Here is a 19,217-nt window from a genome sequence, read left to right as displayed (position 1 = left end):
TTTCAATTCCTCTTCAAAAATCTTCCGGCCTCTTCGCGTTCTGTTCTTCGCAACCACCGGAGGTCCTAAAACAGCGTCTGCTTTAGAGCTTTTCTAAATGAGCAAACTTCTCTATTAGCTTTTTTAACCCAAATTTCGCAAATTGTACCGTGATCTTGGCATCTTCTCCGTCGCCTTCACGCAGAAAGACAACTCCTTCGCCGTATTTGGGGTGCCGAACCTTGGTGCCTTTCCTAATGCCCGTGGCTCCAGAAGACTCGGGAATATCAATTTTAGGCCTAGATACGCCTGAACTTCTCCCTGAGAAGAAATTCGCTATATTGTCCACGGAACCGCGGGCTCCGGGAGCCTTGCCTGTGGAGCTTCGTTGAGCGGCTCCGGCATATTCCCGTCCGTAAGCTGGCCGCTGATCTTCGTCTTCGTAGGAGTAGTGGCGGCTGACTCCATAGTCGTCATTATTACGGCGGCCGCTGGCATAATCTGCTGCGTAACCGCCCCAACTGGTGGGCCGCTGCGTTCCGCCGCTCAAATCTTCGATAAGGTGGGCGGGGATCTCTTCCAGGAAGCGGGATGCCATCGAGGCCTCGGGCATGTCGTTGCCATAGCGGCGGCGATAACGCGCCCGGGTCAGAATCAGAACGTCCATCGCTCGAGTCATGCCCACATAACAGAGGCGGCGCTCTTCCTCCATCCCCTCCGGGTCGTTGATCGACCGCGAGTGCGGGAAGAGTCCCTCTTCCATTCCGGTCAATAACACCAGAGAGAATTCCAGGCCCTTAGCGGCGTGAAGGGTCATCAGCGTGACGCGGGCGTCCGAGTTGTACTGGTCCGTATCGCTCACCAATGCGGCATGATCGAGGAATTCGTCAAGCGTTTCTCCCCGCTCCTCGGCATCCTGGGCAGCATTGGCCAATTCCTTCAGGTTTTCAATCCGAGAGAAGGATTCGGGAGTGCCCTCGTCTTCGAGCGACCGGACATATCCGGTTCGATCAATCAAGAAACGGATGAGCTCCGGAAGAGTAGCCTTGTCCCCTTCTATGCGAAAACCTGCTACCGGCTCCGCTTGAACTGGAGGGGGTGGTGGCGGAGCTGAAGTTTCTTGCTTCTTCGGCTGGGTCCGGCGCTTGGGAGCCACTTCGAGGAAGGGATTGAAATCGGCGGCGTTAATAGCCAGCTCATCCTCTTGCGGTGTGGCTATGGGGCCCAGGTTCAGCAGACCTTGTCCGCTGTCATCCAACTCTCCGAAATCGAAGCTGGTATCCCCGTCCGACGAGTCTGAGCCTGACTCTTCTTCGCCGAAGCTCACATCGAAGTCTGTTGCCTCCATGGCGGGTTCTGCCGCGTCGCCTGCAACATCGGCAGCAAGCTTTTCTGCGAATCCAGGGCCCATCATGGCTCGTGCATCATCGATCATCCGCTGGAAGCCGTCCAATGCCAAGCAAGCGCGTTGCGGAAGGAGACGGTTTTTTATGGCGTGGCCAATTGCGCTCCACGTGCTGGAACCTGTCTCCAGGGCAAGACGTTCCACGGTCTCCAGCGTGGTCTTGCCAATGCCTCGGGCAGGAGTGTTGATGACTCTTTGCAGTGCAATTGAGTCGTCGGGATTCTTGACCAGCTTGAGATAACACAACAGGTCTTTGATTTCGGCGCGTTCGTAGAATGAGAAGCCGCCGACCATCGTGTATTGGACACCGTAGCGGCGAAGCGCTTCTTCTACCAGCCGGGATTGAGAATTGGTTCGATAGAGGACCGCAATGTGCGGACTTTCGGAATTCTCGGTACTCTCCCCTGACTTGCGCAGATATTTCTGGATATAGTCGGCGATGAATAAAGCCTCATTCTCGCCATCCGGAGCCTCGTAGTACCCGATTTTGGTGCCGCCCTCGCGCTCCGTCCATAGCGTCTTGCCTTTGCGCTGCGAGTTGTTGGCGACGACCGCTCCTGCTCCTTCGAGGATGACCTGTGTCGAGCGGTAGTTCTGTTCGAGGCGAATGGTCTTGGCATTCGGAAAATCGCGCTCGAATTCGAGAATGTTGCGGATATCGGCACCGCGCCAGGAGTAGATGCTCTGGTCCTCATCGCCGACTACGCAGACATTCTTGCGCTCTCCGGCAAGCAACTTCATCAATTCGTATTGGGGCCGGTTGGTGTCCTGATACTCGTCGATTAGCAGATAACGATAGCGCCGGTTGTAGCGTTCTCTTACCTCGGCGGAAGACTTCAGCAAACGGACTGTTTCCAACAGAAGGTCGTCAAAATCCAGCGCATTATTCTTGCGAAGTTCCTTGCGGTAGGCCTCGAAGATGTGGGCGATCTTTTCGCCGTTCGGATCGGTGGCCTGCAGAAAGTATTCTTGCGGGTCTAGCGCATGGTTCTTTGCCCAGGAGATCCGGGAAAGCACTGTCCGTGGGGTGAGCTGCTTGGTATCCAAGCCCATCCTGCGCATCGCCTGCTTGACGATGGCTTGCTGGTCGTTTTCGTCGTAGATGGCAAAAGTTCTCGTCAAACCCTCTTTGCCAATGCGCAGTACTTCGATATCCCGCCGAAGTACGCGAACGCAGAAGGAGTGAAAGGTCGCAACCAACGGCTTCGCGACGGTGCTCGATCCGAGCAGCTTATCGACGCGCTCCATCATCTCTGCCGAGGCCTTGTTGGTGAAGGTTACGGCCAGAATGGAGTCTGGGGCGACGCCGCGCTCTTCGATCAGATAGGCAATACGGTGCGTGATGACACGGGTCTTCCCCGAGCCAGCGCCAGCGAGGATCAAAAGCGGTCCATCGACGGATTCTACGGCCTCGCGCTGTTGCGGATTCAGTTTGTTGAGTAGATGCTGCAACCTGCTCTTCCGGGTGGTGGGACTACCTTGCTTCTCTAGTGTATCGTCCCTGGGGCAGATCTGCTTTCCCGACGGGCTATCCTATCTCTGATATGCCAGAAAAGAACTTGCAACGCATCTGCGTTTTTTGTGCTTCGGCTAATGGATCCGATCCGGAATATCTCTCCGTTGCCACGGAATTGGGCAGCTCAATAGCCAGTCACGGCTATGGGCTGGTTTACGGGGGCGCGACTGTAGGGTTAATGGGAGCGGTTGCCGATGCCACGCTTGCCGGTGGAGGCGAAGTCATTGGCGTATTGCCCGAGGCCTTATCAAATCGTGAGATTGCACATCTGAAGCTAACGAAGCTGCATCGAGTGGGCACAATGCATGAACGCAAGGCCCTGATGGCCTCCTACGCAGACGCTTTTGTCGCTCTACCGGGCGGATATGGGACGTTGGATGAGTTTATGGAAATTCTGACCTGGGCTCAGCTCCGCATCCACACCAAGCCTTGTATTCTGATCAATACTCGCAATTACTACGATGGACTGCTGAAATTCCTGGCACATGCCATGCAGGAGGGCTTTATTCAGCAGAAAAATCGTGCGCTATTGCTTGTGGCCCGAAATGTCGAGGAAGCTCTGAACCTGGCAGAACAACACTTCTCGACCGGAAGAGCTGCCCCAGAGTTGAAGCACCTTCCGTGAGGACGCATCCGCTGGAAAGAATTCCGGCGCGGCTTCTCCGCCAAGAAAAGCCGCCCTTGTCTTTAAGTATTTGAGAGAGCGGTCTAGCTACGCTTCTTGCATTCCTCGCACTGGCAGTGTGTGCGTAGATAATCCCAGGAATAGATTCCGCCCTGATGACCGTCATTCCATACGAACTGCAATGCGTAGCGGCCGATTGGATTAATAGCGGAAGGACGGGATGGTGGTTCGTACATCGGAAGCAATTGGGTGTTCTTTGACTTGGGGTCTCCGGGTTTTCTGCCCTGGCCTTGCCGTTCTTCGTGGCATGTGGCGCAGGGGCAGGCATCCCGTAGCCAGGGAAAGCTCCAGGAGCTGTGGTGACCGTCTTTCCAATCGATTTCCACTCCGGTACCTTCGGTTTTGTGCACACGGACCTTAACCGGTTCCGTCGCCTCACGAGGCAGCTGCTTGGACTGTTCCTGCTCTTGTTTCTTAGCTTCTTCGGCGGGGACGAAGCGAATTCCTTCGTGGCTCATAAAACTCCAAAACTCTTGTTATTTATATTCTGCCTCGGATGAGACAACGACAGCATCTCGGCGGTCATATCGGATTTTGAGAAGCAAAATTCCCATAGAGAGAGCTAGAGTGACGGCGTTGGCCATGATTACCGGCCAGGCATTCGTGAGAACACCGTAGATCAGCCAAAAGATTAACCCCAGGGAAAAGACCAGGAACATTGTCATTGAAATATCCCGGGCAGACTTCAATCTCCATACTCGGATGAGCTGGGGGAGAAAAGAGACGGTCGTACACACCGCTGCTGCTGAACCTACTAAATCTCTCATCATCCTATCTGCTTACCTGCCTCCAGAAAAAATACGCCGCCATCGTCAGTCCAATACCGACGACTACTACCCTCATCAGTTTGGCATTCCATTGTCTTGAGGATCTTGCTCCCAAGTATCCTCCGGCGGCGGCTGTTGTCATCATGAGCAGACAGTGTTGCCAGAGTACCTGACCACGCACGATGAAAGTAATTACGGCTATTCCATTGGCCAGGGTGGTACTGACCACCTTAAGGGCATTGATCTCATTGATTTTCTGTATGCCAAACAATGCAAGCAGAGAGATGATGAGAAACCCGGCACCAGCTCCAAAGTAGCCGATGTAAAAACAGATCACCACCATACCCAGAAACAGGGGAATGGCTGACGGCCGAAGCGATTCGTGCCTGGTTATACGGCGCCCCAGCCATCTGGAAATCGGACCGCTCAGGGCAAAGAGTAGCGCCGCGATCAGCAAAAGCCACGGTACCAGAGCCATAAACGTATCCTGCTGCGTTCTGAGCAGTGCGATTGCTCCTGCGAATCCGCCCAGGAGCGCTCCGAATCCGAGCGGGATGGTGAGCTTGAGATTTTGTCGAATGTCCTCTCGATATCCGGCAATCGAGGTAAATTGCCCCGGCCACAGTGCAACCGTGTTGGTCGCATTTGCCTGAATTGGAGCGATTCCTACACCGAGCAGCGCTGGAAAGGTTAGAAAAGAACCGCCTCCAGCCATTGCATTCAAGGTACCGGCCAGAAAAGACGCAGCTATCAGCCACCAGCTATGCCAATTGTGGCCCCAAAAGAGAAGCATTCTAGAGTCATTTTATGGTGTTTTGGTCTCCTCCCGGTTTTCCTGGTTTTCTCTCTGGACAGTGAGTCCCGAATACCTGATGCATGCCGGAGAAACTTGCTTTCGAATGTCGAAACGGGAATGACCAATCGTTAAGAGTGAAAGGCCTCCGATTCCCCGTTCGACGGGATTAGAGCCTTTTGAAGCAGTACAAACAAGAATGGGTGTTTGCGTGCCACCTGCCAAAGGTGGCTACAGCTTGCCATCCGTGGCTGCATTGCCCCCTAGCCCTAAAATTGAACCCAAGCGAGATGCATTCGGGAGGTAGACGAGCTCTTGAAAAATAAGAACCTTATCGTTGTAAGCCTGTTCTTTTTGTTGCCTGTCCTGGTTCAATCTCAGAACAGGCCATCGTCGAAAGCACCAGCCCGGCCTGAGTATGTGGGATCTGCGGCACCGAAAACTGGCCGGTCGCATCTTCCTCCTGGAATTCCTGCTTCTCAAGCGCAGCTGAAGACTGGCTTCGCTTTGCGCTATCAGGAACTCGTGGTTGGAACGGGGCCGGAGGCTCAGCCTGGTCAAATCTATCGCGTGCATTACACCGGCTGGCTGGAGGCCGACGGAAGAAAGTTCGACTCATCCGTCGATCGGGACGAGCCTGTTGAATTTACCCAGGGAATGCGTCAGGTAATTGCTGGCTGGGATGAAGGATTTGAAGGAATGCGCGTCGGTGGCAAACGCCGGCTTTTTGTTCCCTATCAGTTAGCTTATGGTGCCTTTGGCTTTGAAGACATTCCTCCAAAGGCCAATTTGATCTTCGATGTGCAATTGCTGGAAGCACGCGGTATGCCTATGCCCGCACCTCGCCAAAATGCACCGTATGGAACGATTCCCGCAGCTCCGCCGCAGCCTCCGATGCCGCAAGCGCCTGCATCTCCGCCGCAACCGCCCGATCCGATGCAGCCCCTCTAGACTCGTTTAAAGAGTCAATTCCGGTATGGCGGCTATAAGAGCCTGTGTATAGGCCTGTTTGGGATGTGCACAGAGCTCTTCTGCCGGAGCCTGCTCCACAAGTCTTCCCTTCTGCAATACGGCAATACTGGTGGAGAGATATCGTACCAACGGCATCGAGTGCGAAATGAAAAGATAAGTTAGCGAGAAATCCTTTTGCAGTTGGCGCAATAGGTTGACGATCTGCGCTCCCACGCTGACGTCCAGTGCGGAAACCGGCTCATCCAGAACCAGCAACTTCGGTCTCAGCATCAAGGCTCGGGCAATATTGATGCGCTGTCGCTGGCCTCCGGAGAACTCGTGTGGATAGCGGTTCAGTGCTGAATCGTCGAGCCCAACAGCATGCAACATCGATGTAGTTTGTTCGCGCAAGGCGCTCTTCGAAGCGATTACGCCTTCTTGATTGCGGTGGATCAGCAATGGTTCGGCAATGATTTCTAGGACCTTCATGCGAGGATTTAACGCCGCGAAGGGGTCCTGAAATACAGGCTGCATCTGGCGGCGAAGGTTGCGCATTTCGCGGCGACTGGCTTTGACTACATCGACGCCATCGACCAGAACCTTGCCCTGAGTCGGCTTTATCAAACCGAGAATCAACCGTGCAATCGTGCTTTTCCCTGAGCCCGATTCGCCCACCAGTCCCAGGGTTTCTCCTTCTTGAATGGCAAAAGAGACATTTTCCACCACGAACTGCTCTTCGCTTTTCAGCCCGATGCGTCGGGGATAGCTCTTTGCCAGCTGCTGGACTTCAACCAAAGCCATATTTGGAATCGTACAACCGCGACCGGGAAGTGTCAGAGAAACAGCACTATATTGAAGATCGAGAGATGGACGAATTGCAATCCAGCTCCGGGGTGAGGAATCGATGCCGAAGCACAGCGCAGGAGTTTTAATGTACCGCCGCACAGAACAAGCTCTGGAAGTCTTTCTTGTGCATCCTGGAGGACCTTTCTGGGCAAAGAAGGATCTGGGTGCCTGGTCCATTCCTAAAGGCGAATACGAGCTTGACGAAGATCCTCTTGTCGCAGCGAGGCGAGAGTTCGAGGAAGAGACTGGCGCGTCTGTGAATGGAGATTTCCGGTCCCTGGGCGATACCAAACAAGCGGGAGGAAAGATTGTCGTCGTCTGGTCTGTCGAGGGAGATCTCGATCCGGCTAAGTTAAGGAGCAATACCTTTCAGATGGAGTGGCCCCCGAAAAGCAAACGCATGGCGGAGTTTCCCGAAGTCGACCGTTGGGCTTGGTTTTCTCTGGAGGCGGCACAAGAGAAAATTCTAAAGAGCCAGAAGATATTTCTGGATCGGCTGATAGAACAGTTCGCCTGAAGAAAGTTGGAGAGGTGCAAGCGTAAATGTATGAAGGCTCGCAGCCAGATTCGGCGAAGCGAGCCTTCGATACCGGTGAGCTGTTGAGATTGACCTGAGGCACCCTTCGATCTTTACAGGTGGGCCTCGGCGAGGGAGTTTGACAATCGCCAGGACTAGAGCGAAGGGCGCTCTAAGCCTCAGTCACCTCACGTAGGATCATGCAACTACTACCTTCAGAACTTTTCATTAGCTGGATCAACCTCCTTTCCCGTGTACGCAAAGAGTATCCCGATGGAATGCGGCGAATCAAGAGTTCTGAGTCGAGGTTTGCGCAAGTGTATGCAAGGAAAGCGTCGATTTTTTGAAGAGCAGATCGCAAAGCTTCGAGTAAGTCAAAGATGTCCGGAACCCGGCGCAATCGGATGATTCATCGATCTGATTTGTACAGCTTTCCCTATGCGAGAAATGCTTTAAACTCCTGGTTTGGCATAGAGTCCCAAGATCTCATTGACCAGTTGCGATACGCGCTCTGCTTCTGTGTAGGCCAATTCCGAATACAGTTGTGTTTCTGTCTGCGCTGTTAAGTGACGAATCAGATAGAGGGAATGGATCAGGCTTTGAAGCGGACTGTTGATCTCATGCGCAAGTTTACCGGCCAACTCACCCTTTGCAGCCGATTCCAGGGCTTGGTCGGCAATCTTTCGGGAAGTGATATCTACATTGACGCCAATAATTCTTTGTTCTCCATCCGGGGCTCGATACGATTCCCCCATAGAGGCAATCCAGCAGATCTCCCCATTCGGCAAGTCGATTCGAAATTCCGTTTCATAGGGCTGGCGGTTTTCTACTGCACGGCTTAGTTCTAGCGAAAACCGTTCCCTATCGTCGGGATGGATCTGTTGAAACAACTCCTGTGTGCTTTCCTGCTGGATGTCACTGGTCTCTCTCGTACGGCTTGACCATATAAAGCGGCCGGAGGAAAGCTCCAGTTCCCATGCCCAAATCTTTGCAATTTCATGTGCTAATTCGAAGCGCTCCTGTTCCAGTGCAAGCGCCTGTTGCGTTTTCCGGAGCTTTGTCATCATCCTGGCAATCAGAAACGTCATCGCCACAAAGAGTGCAAGACGAACGATGTCGCCGGAGTCTGTCCAAAAGAAAGAGTTTCTTGGAGGGAAGATGAAGTAAACGATCTCCAGAGTGCTCAGGAGTATCGATAATAATCCGGAGACGATTCCGTAAAGCCAAGAACATGCAACGACTGATCCAAAGAACAATACAAAAAAGGACTTATTTTCATTTGTGGGAATGATCAGGGTCAGCAGCAATGCCAAAACAGATAGAACAATTGCGGTTACATATGGCATGAGATGCCGCAAGAGACGTTTCTTGAGAGGATCTGGACGGTAGAGCGCACGAAGGGGCACAGCTGCTCCTCAAGTAGGAACGGGGTCCTAAACCGGATTTAAGGTTCTATGCCACCTGTTGGTGGATGTATTTTTGATAAGAGCGAATAGATTGTTCAAGCAAAGAGTTTAAGTTCTCACCAATTTTCATTGCATCACCAACCAGAGTACTTGGATCGATTTCCAGCTGGCATTCTTCCAGTATCCTTGAGAGTGCCTGGTGCAGAATTGCAGTCTCTTTCACCAGCATGGTTATGTCATAACCTCGCTGGGCCTGTTCAGTTCCGTGCATTGAAGTGGAATTGATGGTCTCTGTGGCTACTCCGGGCTTATCTGCCTCTAGTGATTTGATTAAGCTTTGCAGAAGCCAACATAGATGGTCGATGCGTTCTTGCTTGGTTAGTGGTACGGACGCCATATCTTTGATGGCCATCGCCTCCGTCAGCCAGTAGTCGATGATGTGGTCCAGATTCTCGCGAATGACAGTAGCCGCGCGTTTTGATGGGCTGGTTCGGATGCTTCGCGGATTTTCAAGCTTTGACTTAATCATTGCCACCAGCTTTCGTACGTCTGCCGGTTTTGTGAGATAGTCATCCACCTGACTTCGAATTGCCTCCAGGGCACTCTGGAAATCCGGGTAGCCTGTGAGGATAAAGGTCACAGCCTTAGGTTGTGTGCGCCTCATGGCACTCACGACAGTGAATCCGTCTCCCGGTTCCCCAACATTGAGGTCAGTGAGCAGGATATCGAACTGCTCGTGCTGCATGAGCTCTAGCGCCTCAGGAACTGTTCCGGCGACAGATACGTCGAAACCTTCCAGACGCAAGATCGCAGGCAGTGTGATCCTAATGTTTTCTTCATCATCGACGAAAAGGAGACGTGTCTTCATCGTTTTGATGCCTTGGTATACTTAACCTTTGATAATTCAAGTATTACATTCAGCTTGATTAGATGCATATCAAGGCCAATCTGAGCAGTGGATGGCCGGGATATAGGTATGGAATGAAGGCCTTGTTCTATCTTGGGAAGATAAGGTAGCAAAATTTGTCGAATGATATCTCAGTACCACTTTGGTAATAGAAGGTAATAGACTTGGCAGCTTTCAAATTCGGTGCTGTTTCCCCCTGTAGAAATCCGGCAGATAAGAACGGTTCCTATATATCTCCAAATTTCAAAAGGAGATAGCACCTTAAGTTCTTTTAGAGAGGCCTTTACGTGTTTGGTCAGGAAGATAACCTGCTACAGCATTCCGCCAAATCGGTCGATAAACGTTCTACCCATTTCAAAAAACAAGGGCCGGGGAGCGGCATGAACCAGATTGTATGGAGTATTGGAGTACTGGTAGTAGCATGTTCGGCGACAGTGGCACTCGCGCAGCACGACCCAGTGCGCAAAGCAGCAAATGACCTGCATGCGGCATCGGAAAACAAGCTGACGATTACCCTCGAAGAGCGAACTCGTTGGGAAGAAAGATATGGCGTGAATTTCGGCAAGGATAAGAATCAGCAAGATATGCTGAGCCGTCTTCGTATCGGAATGGAATATCGCCCGACTTCCTGGCTAAAGATTTCTGGAATGGGTCAAGATGCGCGTGCTCCCTTCTATGGGAAAGGTGCTCCAACCAGTCTTCGCGACAGCATGGATTTACAGGAGGCGTATCTTGTCTTTGGCTCCGAGAAAAAGATAAATTTCTCGGCCGGACGCAGAATGCTGGATTACGGAGAGACCCGTGTCATCGGCGTGCCGCAATGGGGTAACACATCCCGTACCTACGACTTTGGACGGATCCAATTCTCTAACAAAAAGATGACATTGGATGGGCTCCTGGTTTCTCCCGCTATCATTCGGGCCGACAAGTTCAACAATCCGGAATTTGGAAATCGGATATGGGGAGCTTACGGCGTTTTCCCGAAGGTTTGGCGTGGAGCAGCGGTCGATGTCTATGCTTTGCGTCATTCGCAAAATGTAATTGGTGGATGGACGGGAAAAGGTACTGTTGGAACAAATAGCTTTGGTGCCCGGTTCTATGGTCCGCTTCCTGCTCATTTCTCCTATAGCCTTGAGGGCATTGGACAAGCCGGACACCTGGGGACAAAGACGCAGCGTGCTTATGCGTGGTTTGCTGGAGTCTCACGTCCAGTCACAGTTGGCAAGCTTCCCATAGATATCTCTGCGGAATATAAGCAGGCTTCGGGGTCGCACACGGGCTCGGATCATAGTGCTACGTATGATCAGCTGTCCCCAGCGAACCACGACAAATTTGGCCATCAAGATCTGTTTGGCTGGCGGAACCTGTCGACCTTCAAAACGCTGGAAACCGTAAAGGTGACAAAGGCTGTAGCTTTTAATCTGATGTATACCGATCATCACCTTTTTAGCGCTTCGGATGCGCTGTATAACGGCGCAGGTTCGCAGATTGCAATCTCTTCAAAGGGGACTGCCGGAACGCATGTTGGGCAGGAGCTTGACTCTTTTCTGACGGTGAAAGTCGGTGCTCATACGTTCTTGGCAGGTTTTGGCCATTTCTTTAAAGGCGATTTCGTGGAGAATGCAACACGTGGTATCAATCCACGCTATTTCTATATTGCTCAGCAGTACACCATCAAGTAGTCCTGCCGCGCTAGAGCTTCATCAGGGGAGATGCGAAGATGCATCTCCCTTTCACTTTTAGTACACAATCGTTTCATAACTCATGTGTCCTTTTGTTCTGGCAAGCAGGCCAAAGATCTCTGTACGATATCGTGTTTCCCTTTTTCATTATTTTGTTCATTGCACGGTGGATATGGATAGCCTACAACGGCAGGCTCTTCACAAGCCGGGAGCAGGTAAGGAGCTTCAAAATAGCGATGCGACTGCATAAGTGCATTGAATTACGTGTTCTCTCGTCCTGGGTTTGGTTTCTGGTCATCTTATCTGTTCCTACTTTTGCTTTGGAGTCCGGAAAGAATCCTGTCCCCGTTGATTTTTCTTATGCAGGCTATGAGGCCGGTCATCCGATTCCGGATGTTGCACCGGTAGTAGTGGTTCACCCCTCTGGAGCCGACGATCGTGCGCTAATTCAAGCTGCTTTGGATCGAATAGCCACTCTGGAACCAAATGCTACGGGCTTCCGCGGCGCCGTATTGCTTTCGAGAGGCCGCTTCCACATCAAAGGACAACTTCAGATGCGCGTTAGCGGAGTTGTGCTTCGTGGTTCAGGCACAGGCCCTGATGGAACAATTCTTGAAGCGGATGGCACTTCCCGCAGAACCTTGATTGAGATTGGAGCTAAGGCTTCTCCGTCGCCCGGTGCAGGACAACAGATCGTGCAGGATGCTCCGGCGGGAAGCCGGGTTCTAACTCTGGAATCTGTAGAGCGTTTTGCAATCGGTGACAAGGTTGTAGTCCGTCGGCCAAGCACCGATGAGTGGATCTCAGAGATGGGGATGAAGGGGCTGCCAGGAAGCTTTGCGAATGCCCGTCTCGACTGGAAGCCGGGCTCGCATGATCTTCTGTGGGACCGGTCGATCACAAGCGTCGATCGGGAAAGAAAACAGATTGAAATCGATGCTCCTGTTACAACTGCCCTGGAGCAAAAGTATGGCGGAGGGAGTGTTGCGCTTTCTACAGAAGATGTTTTCCCTCAACACCTAGGTCTTCAGGATTTGGTGCTGGAGAGTGTCTATGACACATCAAGGCCCAAAGACGAAGAGCATTCCTGGATTGCTGTCTTGCTCGACAACGTACAAGACGCTTGGGTGAAGAACGTTATAGCGCGTCACTTCGTGGCCTCTGCCGTACGGGTGAATTTGCGCGGGCGTCGTATCACTGTCGAAAACTGCCGTAGTGAAGCACCCGTTTCGGAAGAAGGCGGATACAGAAGGCAGTCTTTTCTCGTTTATGGACAACAGGTTCTTGTCCATCGCTGCTACAGCGAATACGGGATGAACGATTTCGCAAGCGGCATGCTGTCCGGTGGTCCGAATGTATTCCTCAATTGCGAAGCTGTTCATTCACTCGGTGCGAGCGGAGCCTTTGAGGGATGGTCTTCGGGTGTGCTGTACGAGCAGGTCAAAGTGCCAGATTCAAGCATTCAACTTCTGCTTGATTTCGCTCGGGCGCAAGGTGCGGGATGGACTGCTGCAAATTCTTTGATATGGAATTCTATTGCGCGCACGCTTGATGCCATTGGTCCTCCAGGCGCTCCGAATTTCACTGTTCATTCGGAAAAATCGCTGTATGAAGAAGAATTGCGGGCTCGGCTTGGAATCTCACTTGAAAGCAAGGATGAGGTTAAGCCGTTAGCCTTTAGCTCCGTGCCTGAATTCACTTTGCCATTAAAGGAAGCCAGACCTGCAACAGCGGAATCCCCTTCTCCCGTGAAGATTGTTCACGGACGCTTTGTCTATCAGGGGAAGGTGCTTTGGGGAGAGTCTCAAACAGAAGCTTGGTGGCGTGGAGATACCTCTCTTTACACGGCCGGGACTTCAACGGGATGGAGTGTTACGCGTTTTATGCCCGGGGTCGTTGCTCCGGGGGAGACGGAGGATCTTGCTGCGCTGGTAAGAAGACTGAAGGACAAAAAACTGCTCTCTGTCCAGATTAATCCAGGGCTGTGGTATGAACATCGCCGCGACTCTCACACTATCGAACACCGCGAAGATGGGAATGTGTGGGCTCCGTTTTACGAGATGCCTTGGGCGCGCAGTGGCAAAGGAAAGGCATGGGATGGACTAAGTCTCTTTGACCTTTCCCGCTACAATCCGTGGTATTTCGAGAGGCAGCGCGAATTTGGAAGACTTGCGAGTCAGAACGGATTACTTGTCTTCTACGACCTTTACAACACGCATAATGTGCTGGAGATCGGGCCTCACTGGATCGACTATCCGTGGCGTCCTGCAAATAATGTGAACGATACAGGTCTACCGGAACCTCCGCCTCTAAGACCACACGGCAGAATGGATGTGGGCAACGAGTTTTACAGCACAGACTATCCTCCACTCCGTACCTTGCATCGTGCTTATATTCTCCACACACTGGATGAGCTTGCAGACGTGCCGAACATTATCTTTGGCTTGGCATATCAGTATGCCGGGCCTCTTGTGTTTCAGGAATTCTTTCTTGATACGGTGCACGAGTGGGAGCAGAAGCACGGTAAAAAGGTTCGCATTGTGTTGACGACCAGCAAGCAGACAACCGATGACATTCTTGAGAATCCTGTGCGTTCTAAACAGATTGCCGTTGTAGATATGCGGTACTGGGAATATCGCCCCGACGGTACTCTATTCGCTCCGAAAGCGGGTGAGAATCATGCCTTCCGTGAACTTATCTCCAAGACCTTTCCCGGTTATACCGATACACCACCGTCAACAACGCCGGAGCAGGTATATCGGCAGGTCCGTGAGTATCGGGATCGGTATCCGGAGATTGCGCTGATGCCGATGGAGGAAGATGCAGGTCCGGTTCCGATCTTGATGGCCGGTGCGGCATCGCAATCGGCACTGAGATCGCAACCGCCGTCGCCAGCTCCTACAGCGTTACAAAGTGCATCGGCAATGTATCCGCCCCGTCCGGTGCGCAAGGTAGATCCAAATGAAAAGAGTCAAGATCAGATAATCGATGAATTTGTTCGGACCTACCTGGCGCAAGATCTTCCGAATATGTCTCCTGCCGACGGCTGGGTAGAAGCTCCTGAAAAGACGTGGGTACTTGCAGGTGGTCAACAGGAACCTGTTCTTATCTATTCCTTATCGGGTAAGAGTATCGTCTTGTCACGCGGTCTCCCTGCTAGAAGATATGCAGGCCTCTGGTTGAATCCGCATACCGGAGAGATTTCGAAGGTTACAGTTCCTTCCGTGTCGGCCAAGGCTTCCTTTCAAAAACCCGATGAAAAAGATTGGTTATTGTTGCTGACCCCCGAACCGTAAGCCTGCGAGATAGTGCACAACGAAATAATGGAGAATGATCAGCCAGTCCTCGCCCCGGCCCTCCGGGACGGGCATCTTTCATTTATGAATTCACCCAAGGTTCCGCCCGCTTATGCTTCGCTTCATCCTGGACTATTCGCGCCTTCTCTCTACCGGAAGAAATATGTTCAAACTCCCCATCTGTTCTCTTAGCTCTCTTTCAAATGCACCTTGTTTGCCGGAACGGTGAAAGTCTTCAGATGTATCAGGTCGGCTATGGGTTCGCGAATAGTTGAGACGGCTTTGAATTCACATGTAAGGTTTTTGGGTGTGATTGTAAGGAGCCCATATCCGTGAGTAGAGCTGTTCCAGTAGCGGATATGCGGATTCAAAATGCGTATCACCGGATCGAGAAGATCGGGTGATACTCCCATCTGTTTTGCTGGAACTGGAGCGCTTGGAAGGTGAACAGCCGTTTCGATTTCTTCCGCGAAATTCGCTGAGCTGATCGATCCGACCATTAGCTCGATTCCCATTGGGTGTTCGAAAGGATTATTGAAATCGGTTCGGAGGTACCCAGCCAGGAAGGTGTGCAAGTCTCCAGTCAGCGCCACAAAGTTCTTTGTCTGGGCATCACGAATTTGTCGCAGCAACAGTGCGCGTTCTTGCGGGTAGCCGTCCCACTGATCCAAGCTGATATAGACAACGGTGGCCTTCAGTTGCATGAGCATGACTTCGTTTGCCCAAAGCTTCCATATTGCTTGTGAGTTAGTGACCTGATCCAAGAACCATTGTCTTTGTTCTGTTCCCAGCATGGTTCGATTGGGATCCTGCAGCCCGGCACAGCCTACGGTGAAATATCTTTGCCCGAACTCCGTATTTCCGCATGGTGGCCCGTCGCGATAAAGTCGTTCATCGGTGACAATCACGTCGGCCAAGCTTCCGAATTGAAATTTTCTATACAACCGAATCGCCTGTCTCCAATCCTGGCTGGGATCGAAGGGGACATCGGCTAGACCGAATTCGCTCCAGGCTTGGCTGGCAGCTTGCCTCAGTGCTGGTTGTGGAGTGTCGGCGGTTACGGGCGAGACGTTGTTGTCGGGATGAAAGTCCTGGTGACAGTCGTTGGCGAACTCATGGTCGTCCCATAACTGGATGTAGGCGAAATGTTCGTGAACGAGTTGCTGATTTTGGTCACTGCGGTAAGTCTTATAGAGATGGCGGTAATCGTCTATGCCTTGCGGCGTTTGTCCACCGCTGGGGAATGGGGGAACTGTTCGGACAGGATTGCTTTGAAAGGTGCTGCTTGCGATGGTTTCATAAATATAGTCGCCGAGATGGACAACGTAATCGACCTCTTCCTCGGCGAGATGTGCCAGAGCTGTGTAATAGCCATTGCCATAATCCTGGCAAACAACATATCCCAGCTTCAAGGTAGACAGATTGTCTTCAGGCGACGGCAAGGTTTTGAAACGCCCGGTTCTGCTGGGAATTTGATTGTAGAGGAATCGATAGTAGTAGGTGCTATAAGGCGCGAGTGTAACGTGCGAGATGGGGAGCTTGACCGTATTGTCTTTACTGGGATCTAGCGGCAATACGCCTTCGAGGAGTACTGACGCATCGGAGAAATCCTGAGATGTAGAAATCTGCCATGCTACACAGGTTGAATAAGGTCCGCCCTGAGCCTCTGGAGCGATGCGGGTCCATAGGACAATCCCGTTTGGTTGCGGATCTCCGCTGGCTACACTCTGCGGATAGGTAAGCAGTTGAAGGCTGTCGAGGTTGGTTTCAGAGACGGTAAACAGATTTGCCAGATCTTGCTCTGTCAGTCCCGCAATGGAAGGATCGGTAAGAACCGGAATTGGGTTTACGAAGCTCGATTGCGATTGTGCGAACACTGGCATGGATTTCGTTATCCATGCGACTGATCCAATAGCTGTGAGGGCTTGGAGGAAGTTACGGCGATTCATCAAGGGTTTTCCTTGGGGGGAGTTTGGTGGAGATATCCGGGCGGTTCTCCGGTGTCGAGAAAGTTAACATTTAAGGGGAACGAAGTGCTTTGCGGATTTGTGAAATAAAAGTAAATTCTTTTGCGCGCCTTCTGGCCGAAGGCAGAGCTAAATGTCGCTTATCAAATAGGATGGTACAAAACCCAAATCCGGACGAAGTGATTGCTCTCTAGCCCTTTCTGCTGACAGACTAATCTCAGCTTGTCCTTACAATCCTGAAGGGAAAGGTGTTGCCGTACAGTGTGCCGGCCACCTCTCTTCGCGTGCGTTATTCAAGCCAGCAAGGAGAGGATGACTGGAGAAATTTCGCAACGATCCGGATTCCTGCTGTAATCATTCAACAGATTTTGTTTAGGAGAGAGTACGTGTTACGCAAATATCTCTATGCCGCATTCGCCTTGGGCTTGCTTCAAGCCCCCGTGGCCAATGCCAGTGGTGACTGGGGTTGTGTTACGTCCAATGGCAATGTCAAGCACGGGAGTTATGACAGCTGCAATAGTGTTCCGTTTCTTAGTCCTGCCAATGACAGCCGCTTGAATCTTCAATTGATTTTGATCGATAGCGGCAGGCTCGCCGGAAGCTTAAGGACTCAGCCCCAGTACGATACTGCTCCGGATCGAATCATGCTTCGAGTTCCCTTCAACATGGAAGAATGGGACGTACAGACTCCTGGAGCTGGTGGCAGCTCGAATGTAAAGCAGAGTGGAGATACGGCGGAATCGCAGGATTATGCCGTAGGCGAGGGTAGCCGCTGCCGTAGCGCGGAAGATGGTCTCGCGGCCTTTCGGGAGGCGCTGAAAAGTGCAACTTCGCTTCCTGCAAATGAAGCCGCAGTGCTAGGCAATGCTCGTGGAAGCATCGTCGTGAATTGTTCCTCCGACAGTAACGCTTCATGGAAGGTTCCTTCGGAAATTCATTCCACTTTGGGCAAGCAGTTTGCGACCTATATCGCAGGAGCAAATGCCTTTTATGCCGGAAACTTCGCCGAGGCATCGAAGAACTTCAACAGCATTGAGAATAGCCCGAATCCATGGTTGAAAGAGACGGCTCTCTACATGGCGGGAAGGACCCAATTGAACAATGCTCAACAACAGGCATTCGGTGAATGGGGGGAACTGAAGTTCGAGAAGGTGGACAAAGCTGCATTAGGAGCCGCCGAGTCTGCGCTGAATGCATATCTTCAGAAGTTCCCGCATGGACACTATGCTGCTTCTGCAAGGGGATTACTTCGTCGTGTCTACTGGTTGGGCGACGATCAAACCCGTCTGGCTGCAGCTTACGAGCAGGCTTTGGTCGATGCGTCTCCGGATGGTGTAAATGTGACGGCTTCAGAGCTGATTGAAGAAGCCGACAAGAAACTCCTGTCTTCCGTAAAGCCGGAGTTAGTTAAGTCTCCTCTGCTGCTCGCAATTGTCGATCTGATGCAAATGCGGTCCGTGGATGACAAGAAGGGCAGCACTTTTCAGTTCACTCAGCTTCAGGCTCAGAAGGATTATTTCGCGAAAAGGCCCGAGCTGTTCAGCTATCTACAGGCTGCTTACTACCTATACGTAGATACCAAGCCGCAGCAAGCCTTGGCCTTGCTGCCAGCCAAGCCAAGTACCCAGCTGAATTACTTCTCCTTCAGTCAGCAAACATTGCGAGTTTTTGCTCTTGAGGCAGGCCGCCGCTTCGATGAGGCAAGAACATTGATTCAACAGCTGATTCCTATGGCAAAGCTGCCTCTGCAACGCGAGCAGCTACAACTGCAACTAGCTATGGTCGAAGAGCGTACAGGCCGTGTCGATCGTGTTTTTGCCGCCGACTCGCTGGTGACAGATCCGGCAATCCGTACCATCCTCGTGGAACACGCAGCGAGTGCCGATCTGTTGCGGCAACGGATCAAGGACACTAAGGAGAATGCAACGGTACGCGATGCCGCACTCTATACGTTGCTGTATAAGGAACTGACCGGTGCCAAGTATCAGGTATTCCAATCCGATTTATCGTTGCTGCCTGCTCACCCGAATGCCTTATTAGCTCCATTCAGCGCGCAGCCGGGAAAGGGGAACTCTATTTATCCCTGCCCCGCTATGCGCGAGGTTGCCGCAACTCTGCAGCAACATCCTGAGGATGCAAAGAGCCTTAATTGCTTGGGCGAATTTATTCGCAACAATGGAGTCCATTATGATCAGGAGGCCGCGCCTTCGGCAAACGATCTTGGTGGAGCACCCTCTCCATTCCCCTCTACAGGCTATTCTCGAATGGGCAGCTACCTGAAGGTCATCGGGCAGGAGCAAGCCGATAAGGATGCTCGTGCCTATGCGCTATATCGGGCTATCCGGTGTTTTGCTCCGTCTGGTAACAACGACTGCGGCTCTCAGGATATTCCCCAGAGTACGCGTAAACAGTGGTTCCACATACTCAAGACCAGCTATCCCGACAGCTCCTGGGCGCAATCGCTGAAGTATTACTGGTAAGAGCAATGAGGTGTTGTTTC

General features: G+C 52.0%; 14 protein-coding genes. 6 read left to right on the top strand and 8 right to left on the bottom strand.

Annotation, left to right across the window (positions count from 1 at the left end; translation table 11 throughout):
* Positions 1-82 precede the first annotated feature (82 nt).
* Positions 83-2,836: an ATP-dependent helicase gene (locus tag AC6I7T_RS15100; RefSeq protein ID WP_497794320.1), complete on the bottom strand. Its 2,754-nt coding sequence runs from the start codon at positions 2,834-2,836 to the stop codon at positions 83-85.
* A 107-nt stretch (positions 2,837-2,943) separates the two neighbouring features.
* Between AC6I7T_RS15100 and AC6I7T_RS15095 the strand changes: the two genes are divergently transcribed.
* Positions 2,944-3,525 (top strand): LOG family protein, encoded by a 582-nt coding sequence (locus AC6I7T_RS15095; protein ID WP_497794319.1) that lies wholly within the window; start codon positions 2,944-2,946, stop codon positions 3,523-3,525.
* A gap of 83 nt (positions 3,526-3,608) precedes the next feature.
* Here AC6I7T_RS15095 and AC6I7T_RS15090 read toward each other — a convergent pair whose 3' ends face one another.
* From AC6I7T_RS15090 to AC6I7T_RS15080, 3 genes are read right to left on the bottom strand one after another with little or no spacing between them, the layout of a single operon-like run.
* Positions 3,609-4,043 (bottom strand): gamma-butyrobetaine hydroxylase family protein, encoded by a 435-nt coding sequence (locus tag AC6I7T_RS15090; protein WP_497794318.1) that lies wholly within the window; start codon positions 4,041-4,043, stop codon positions 3,609-3,611.
* Positions 4,044-4,061: 18 nt separating this feature from the next.
* Positions 4,062-4,352 (bottom strand): SemiSWEET transporter, encoded by a 291-nt coding sequence (locus AC6I7T_RS15085; RefSeq protein ID WP_497794610.1) that lies wholly within the window; start codon positions 4,350-4,352, stop codon positions 4,062-4,064.
* A gap of 4 nt (positions 4,353-4,356) precedes the next feature.
* Positions 4,357-5,145 (bottom strand): sulfite exporter TauE/SafE family protein, encoded by a 789-nt coding sequence (locus AC6I7T_RS15080; protein WP_497794317.1) that lies wholly within the window; start codon positions 5,143-5,145, stop codon positions 4,357-4,359.
* A 315-nt stretch (positions 5,146-5,460) separates the two neighbouring features.
* On the opposite strand from AC6I7T_RS15080, the gene AC6I7T_RS15075 reads away from it, so the two are divergent.
* Entirely contained in the window at positions 5,461-6,096 is a 636-nt protein-coding gene (locus AC6I7T_RS15075; RefSeq protein ID WP_497794316.1) for an FKBP-type peptidyl-prolyl cis-trans isomerase, read from the top strand.
* 6 nt (positions 6,097-6,102) lie between these two features.
* Here the strand turns inward: AC6I7T_RS15075 and AC6I7T_RS15070 are convergent, their stop codons facing one another.
* Complete coding sequence (locus AC6I7T_RS15070) at positions 6,103-7,041, bottom strand: ATP-binding cassette domain-containing protein (protein ID WP_497794315.1); 939 nt, start codon at positions 7,039-7,041, stop codon at positions 6,103-6,105.
* Between AC6I7T_RS15070 and AC6I7T_RS15065 the strand changes: the two genes are divergently transcribed.
* Positions 7,028-7,459, top strand: coding sequence for an NUDIX hydrolase (locus AC6I7T_RS15065; protein ID WP_497794314.1), 432 nt, complete (start codon positions 7,028-7,030; stop codon positions 7,457-7,459). The genes AC6I7T_RS15070 and AC6I7T_RS15065 overlap by 14 nt on opposite strands.
* A gap of 452 nt (positions 7,460-7,911) precedes the next feature.
* On the opposite strand, the gene AC6I7T_RS15060 is transcribed toward AC6I7T_RS15065, so the two are convergent.
* Together AC6I7T_RS15060 and AC6I7T_RS15055 are read right to left on the bottom strand one after the other, a co-directional pair.
* A complete protein-coding gene (locus AC6I7T_RS15060) occupies positions 7,912-8,865 on the bottom strand; it encodes a DUF4118 domain-containing protein (protein WP_497794313.1) in 954 nt (317 codons plus the stop codon).
* Between the two features lie 46 nt (positions 8,866-8,911).
* Positions 8,912-9,733 (bottom strand): response regulator, encoded by an 822-nt coding sequence (locus tag AC6I7T_RS15055; RefSeq protein ID WP_497794312.1) that lies wholly within the window; start codon positions 9,731-9,733, stop codon positions 8,912-8,914.
* 419 nt (positions 9,734-10,152) lie between these two features.
* Between AC6I7T_RS15055 and AC6I7T_RS15050 the strand changes: the two genes are divergently transcribed.
* Both AC6I7T_RS15050 and AC6I7T_RS15045 read left to right on the top strand, forming a co-directional pair.
* Positions 10,153-11,454 (top strand): alginate export family protein, encoded by a 1,302-nt coding sequence (locus AC6I7T_RS15050; protein ID WP_497794311.1) that lies wholly within the window; start codon positions 10,153-10,155, stop codon positions 11,452-11,454.
* 236 nt (positions 11,455-11,690) lie between these two features.
* The gene (locus AC6I7T_RS15045; RefSeq protein ID WP_497794310.1) at positions 11,691-14,750 is read left to right on the top strand and encodes a DUF6298 domain-containing protein; all 3,060 of its coding nucleotides are present in this window, start codon (positions 11,691-11,693) and stop codon (positions 14,748-14,750) included.
* Positions 14,751-14,938: 188 nt separating this feature from the next.
* Here the strand turns inward: AC6I7T_RS15045 and AC6I7T_RS15040 are convergent, their stop codons facing one another.
* Positions 14,939-16,699 carry an alkaline phosphatase D family protein gene (locus AC6I7T_RS15040; RefSeq protein WP_497794309.1) on the bottom strand — a complete coding sequence of 587 codons (1,761 nt, stop codon included), beginning with the start codon at positions 16,697-16,699 and terminating at the stop codon, positions 14,939-14,941.
* Between the two features lie 404 nt (positions 16,700-17,103).
* Here AC6I7T_RS15040 and AC6I7T_RS15035 point away from each other — a divergent pair, with 404 nt between their 5' ends.
* Positions 17,104-19,197 carry a PA5441 family protein gene (locus AC6I7T_RS15035; protein WP_497794308.1) on the top strand — a complete coding sequence of 698 codons (2,094 nt, stop codon included), beginning with the start codon at positions 17,104-17,106 and terminating at the stop codon, positions 19,195-19,197.
* Positions 19,198-19,217: the final 20 nt, after the last annotated feature.

The sequence above is a fragment of the Humiphilus diazotrophicus genome (assembly GCF_059726315.1).
The sequence above is the reverse complement of the archived record's forward strand: the minus strand, read 5'-3'. Positions and strand labels throughout refer to the sequence as shown.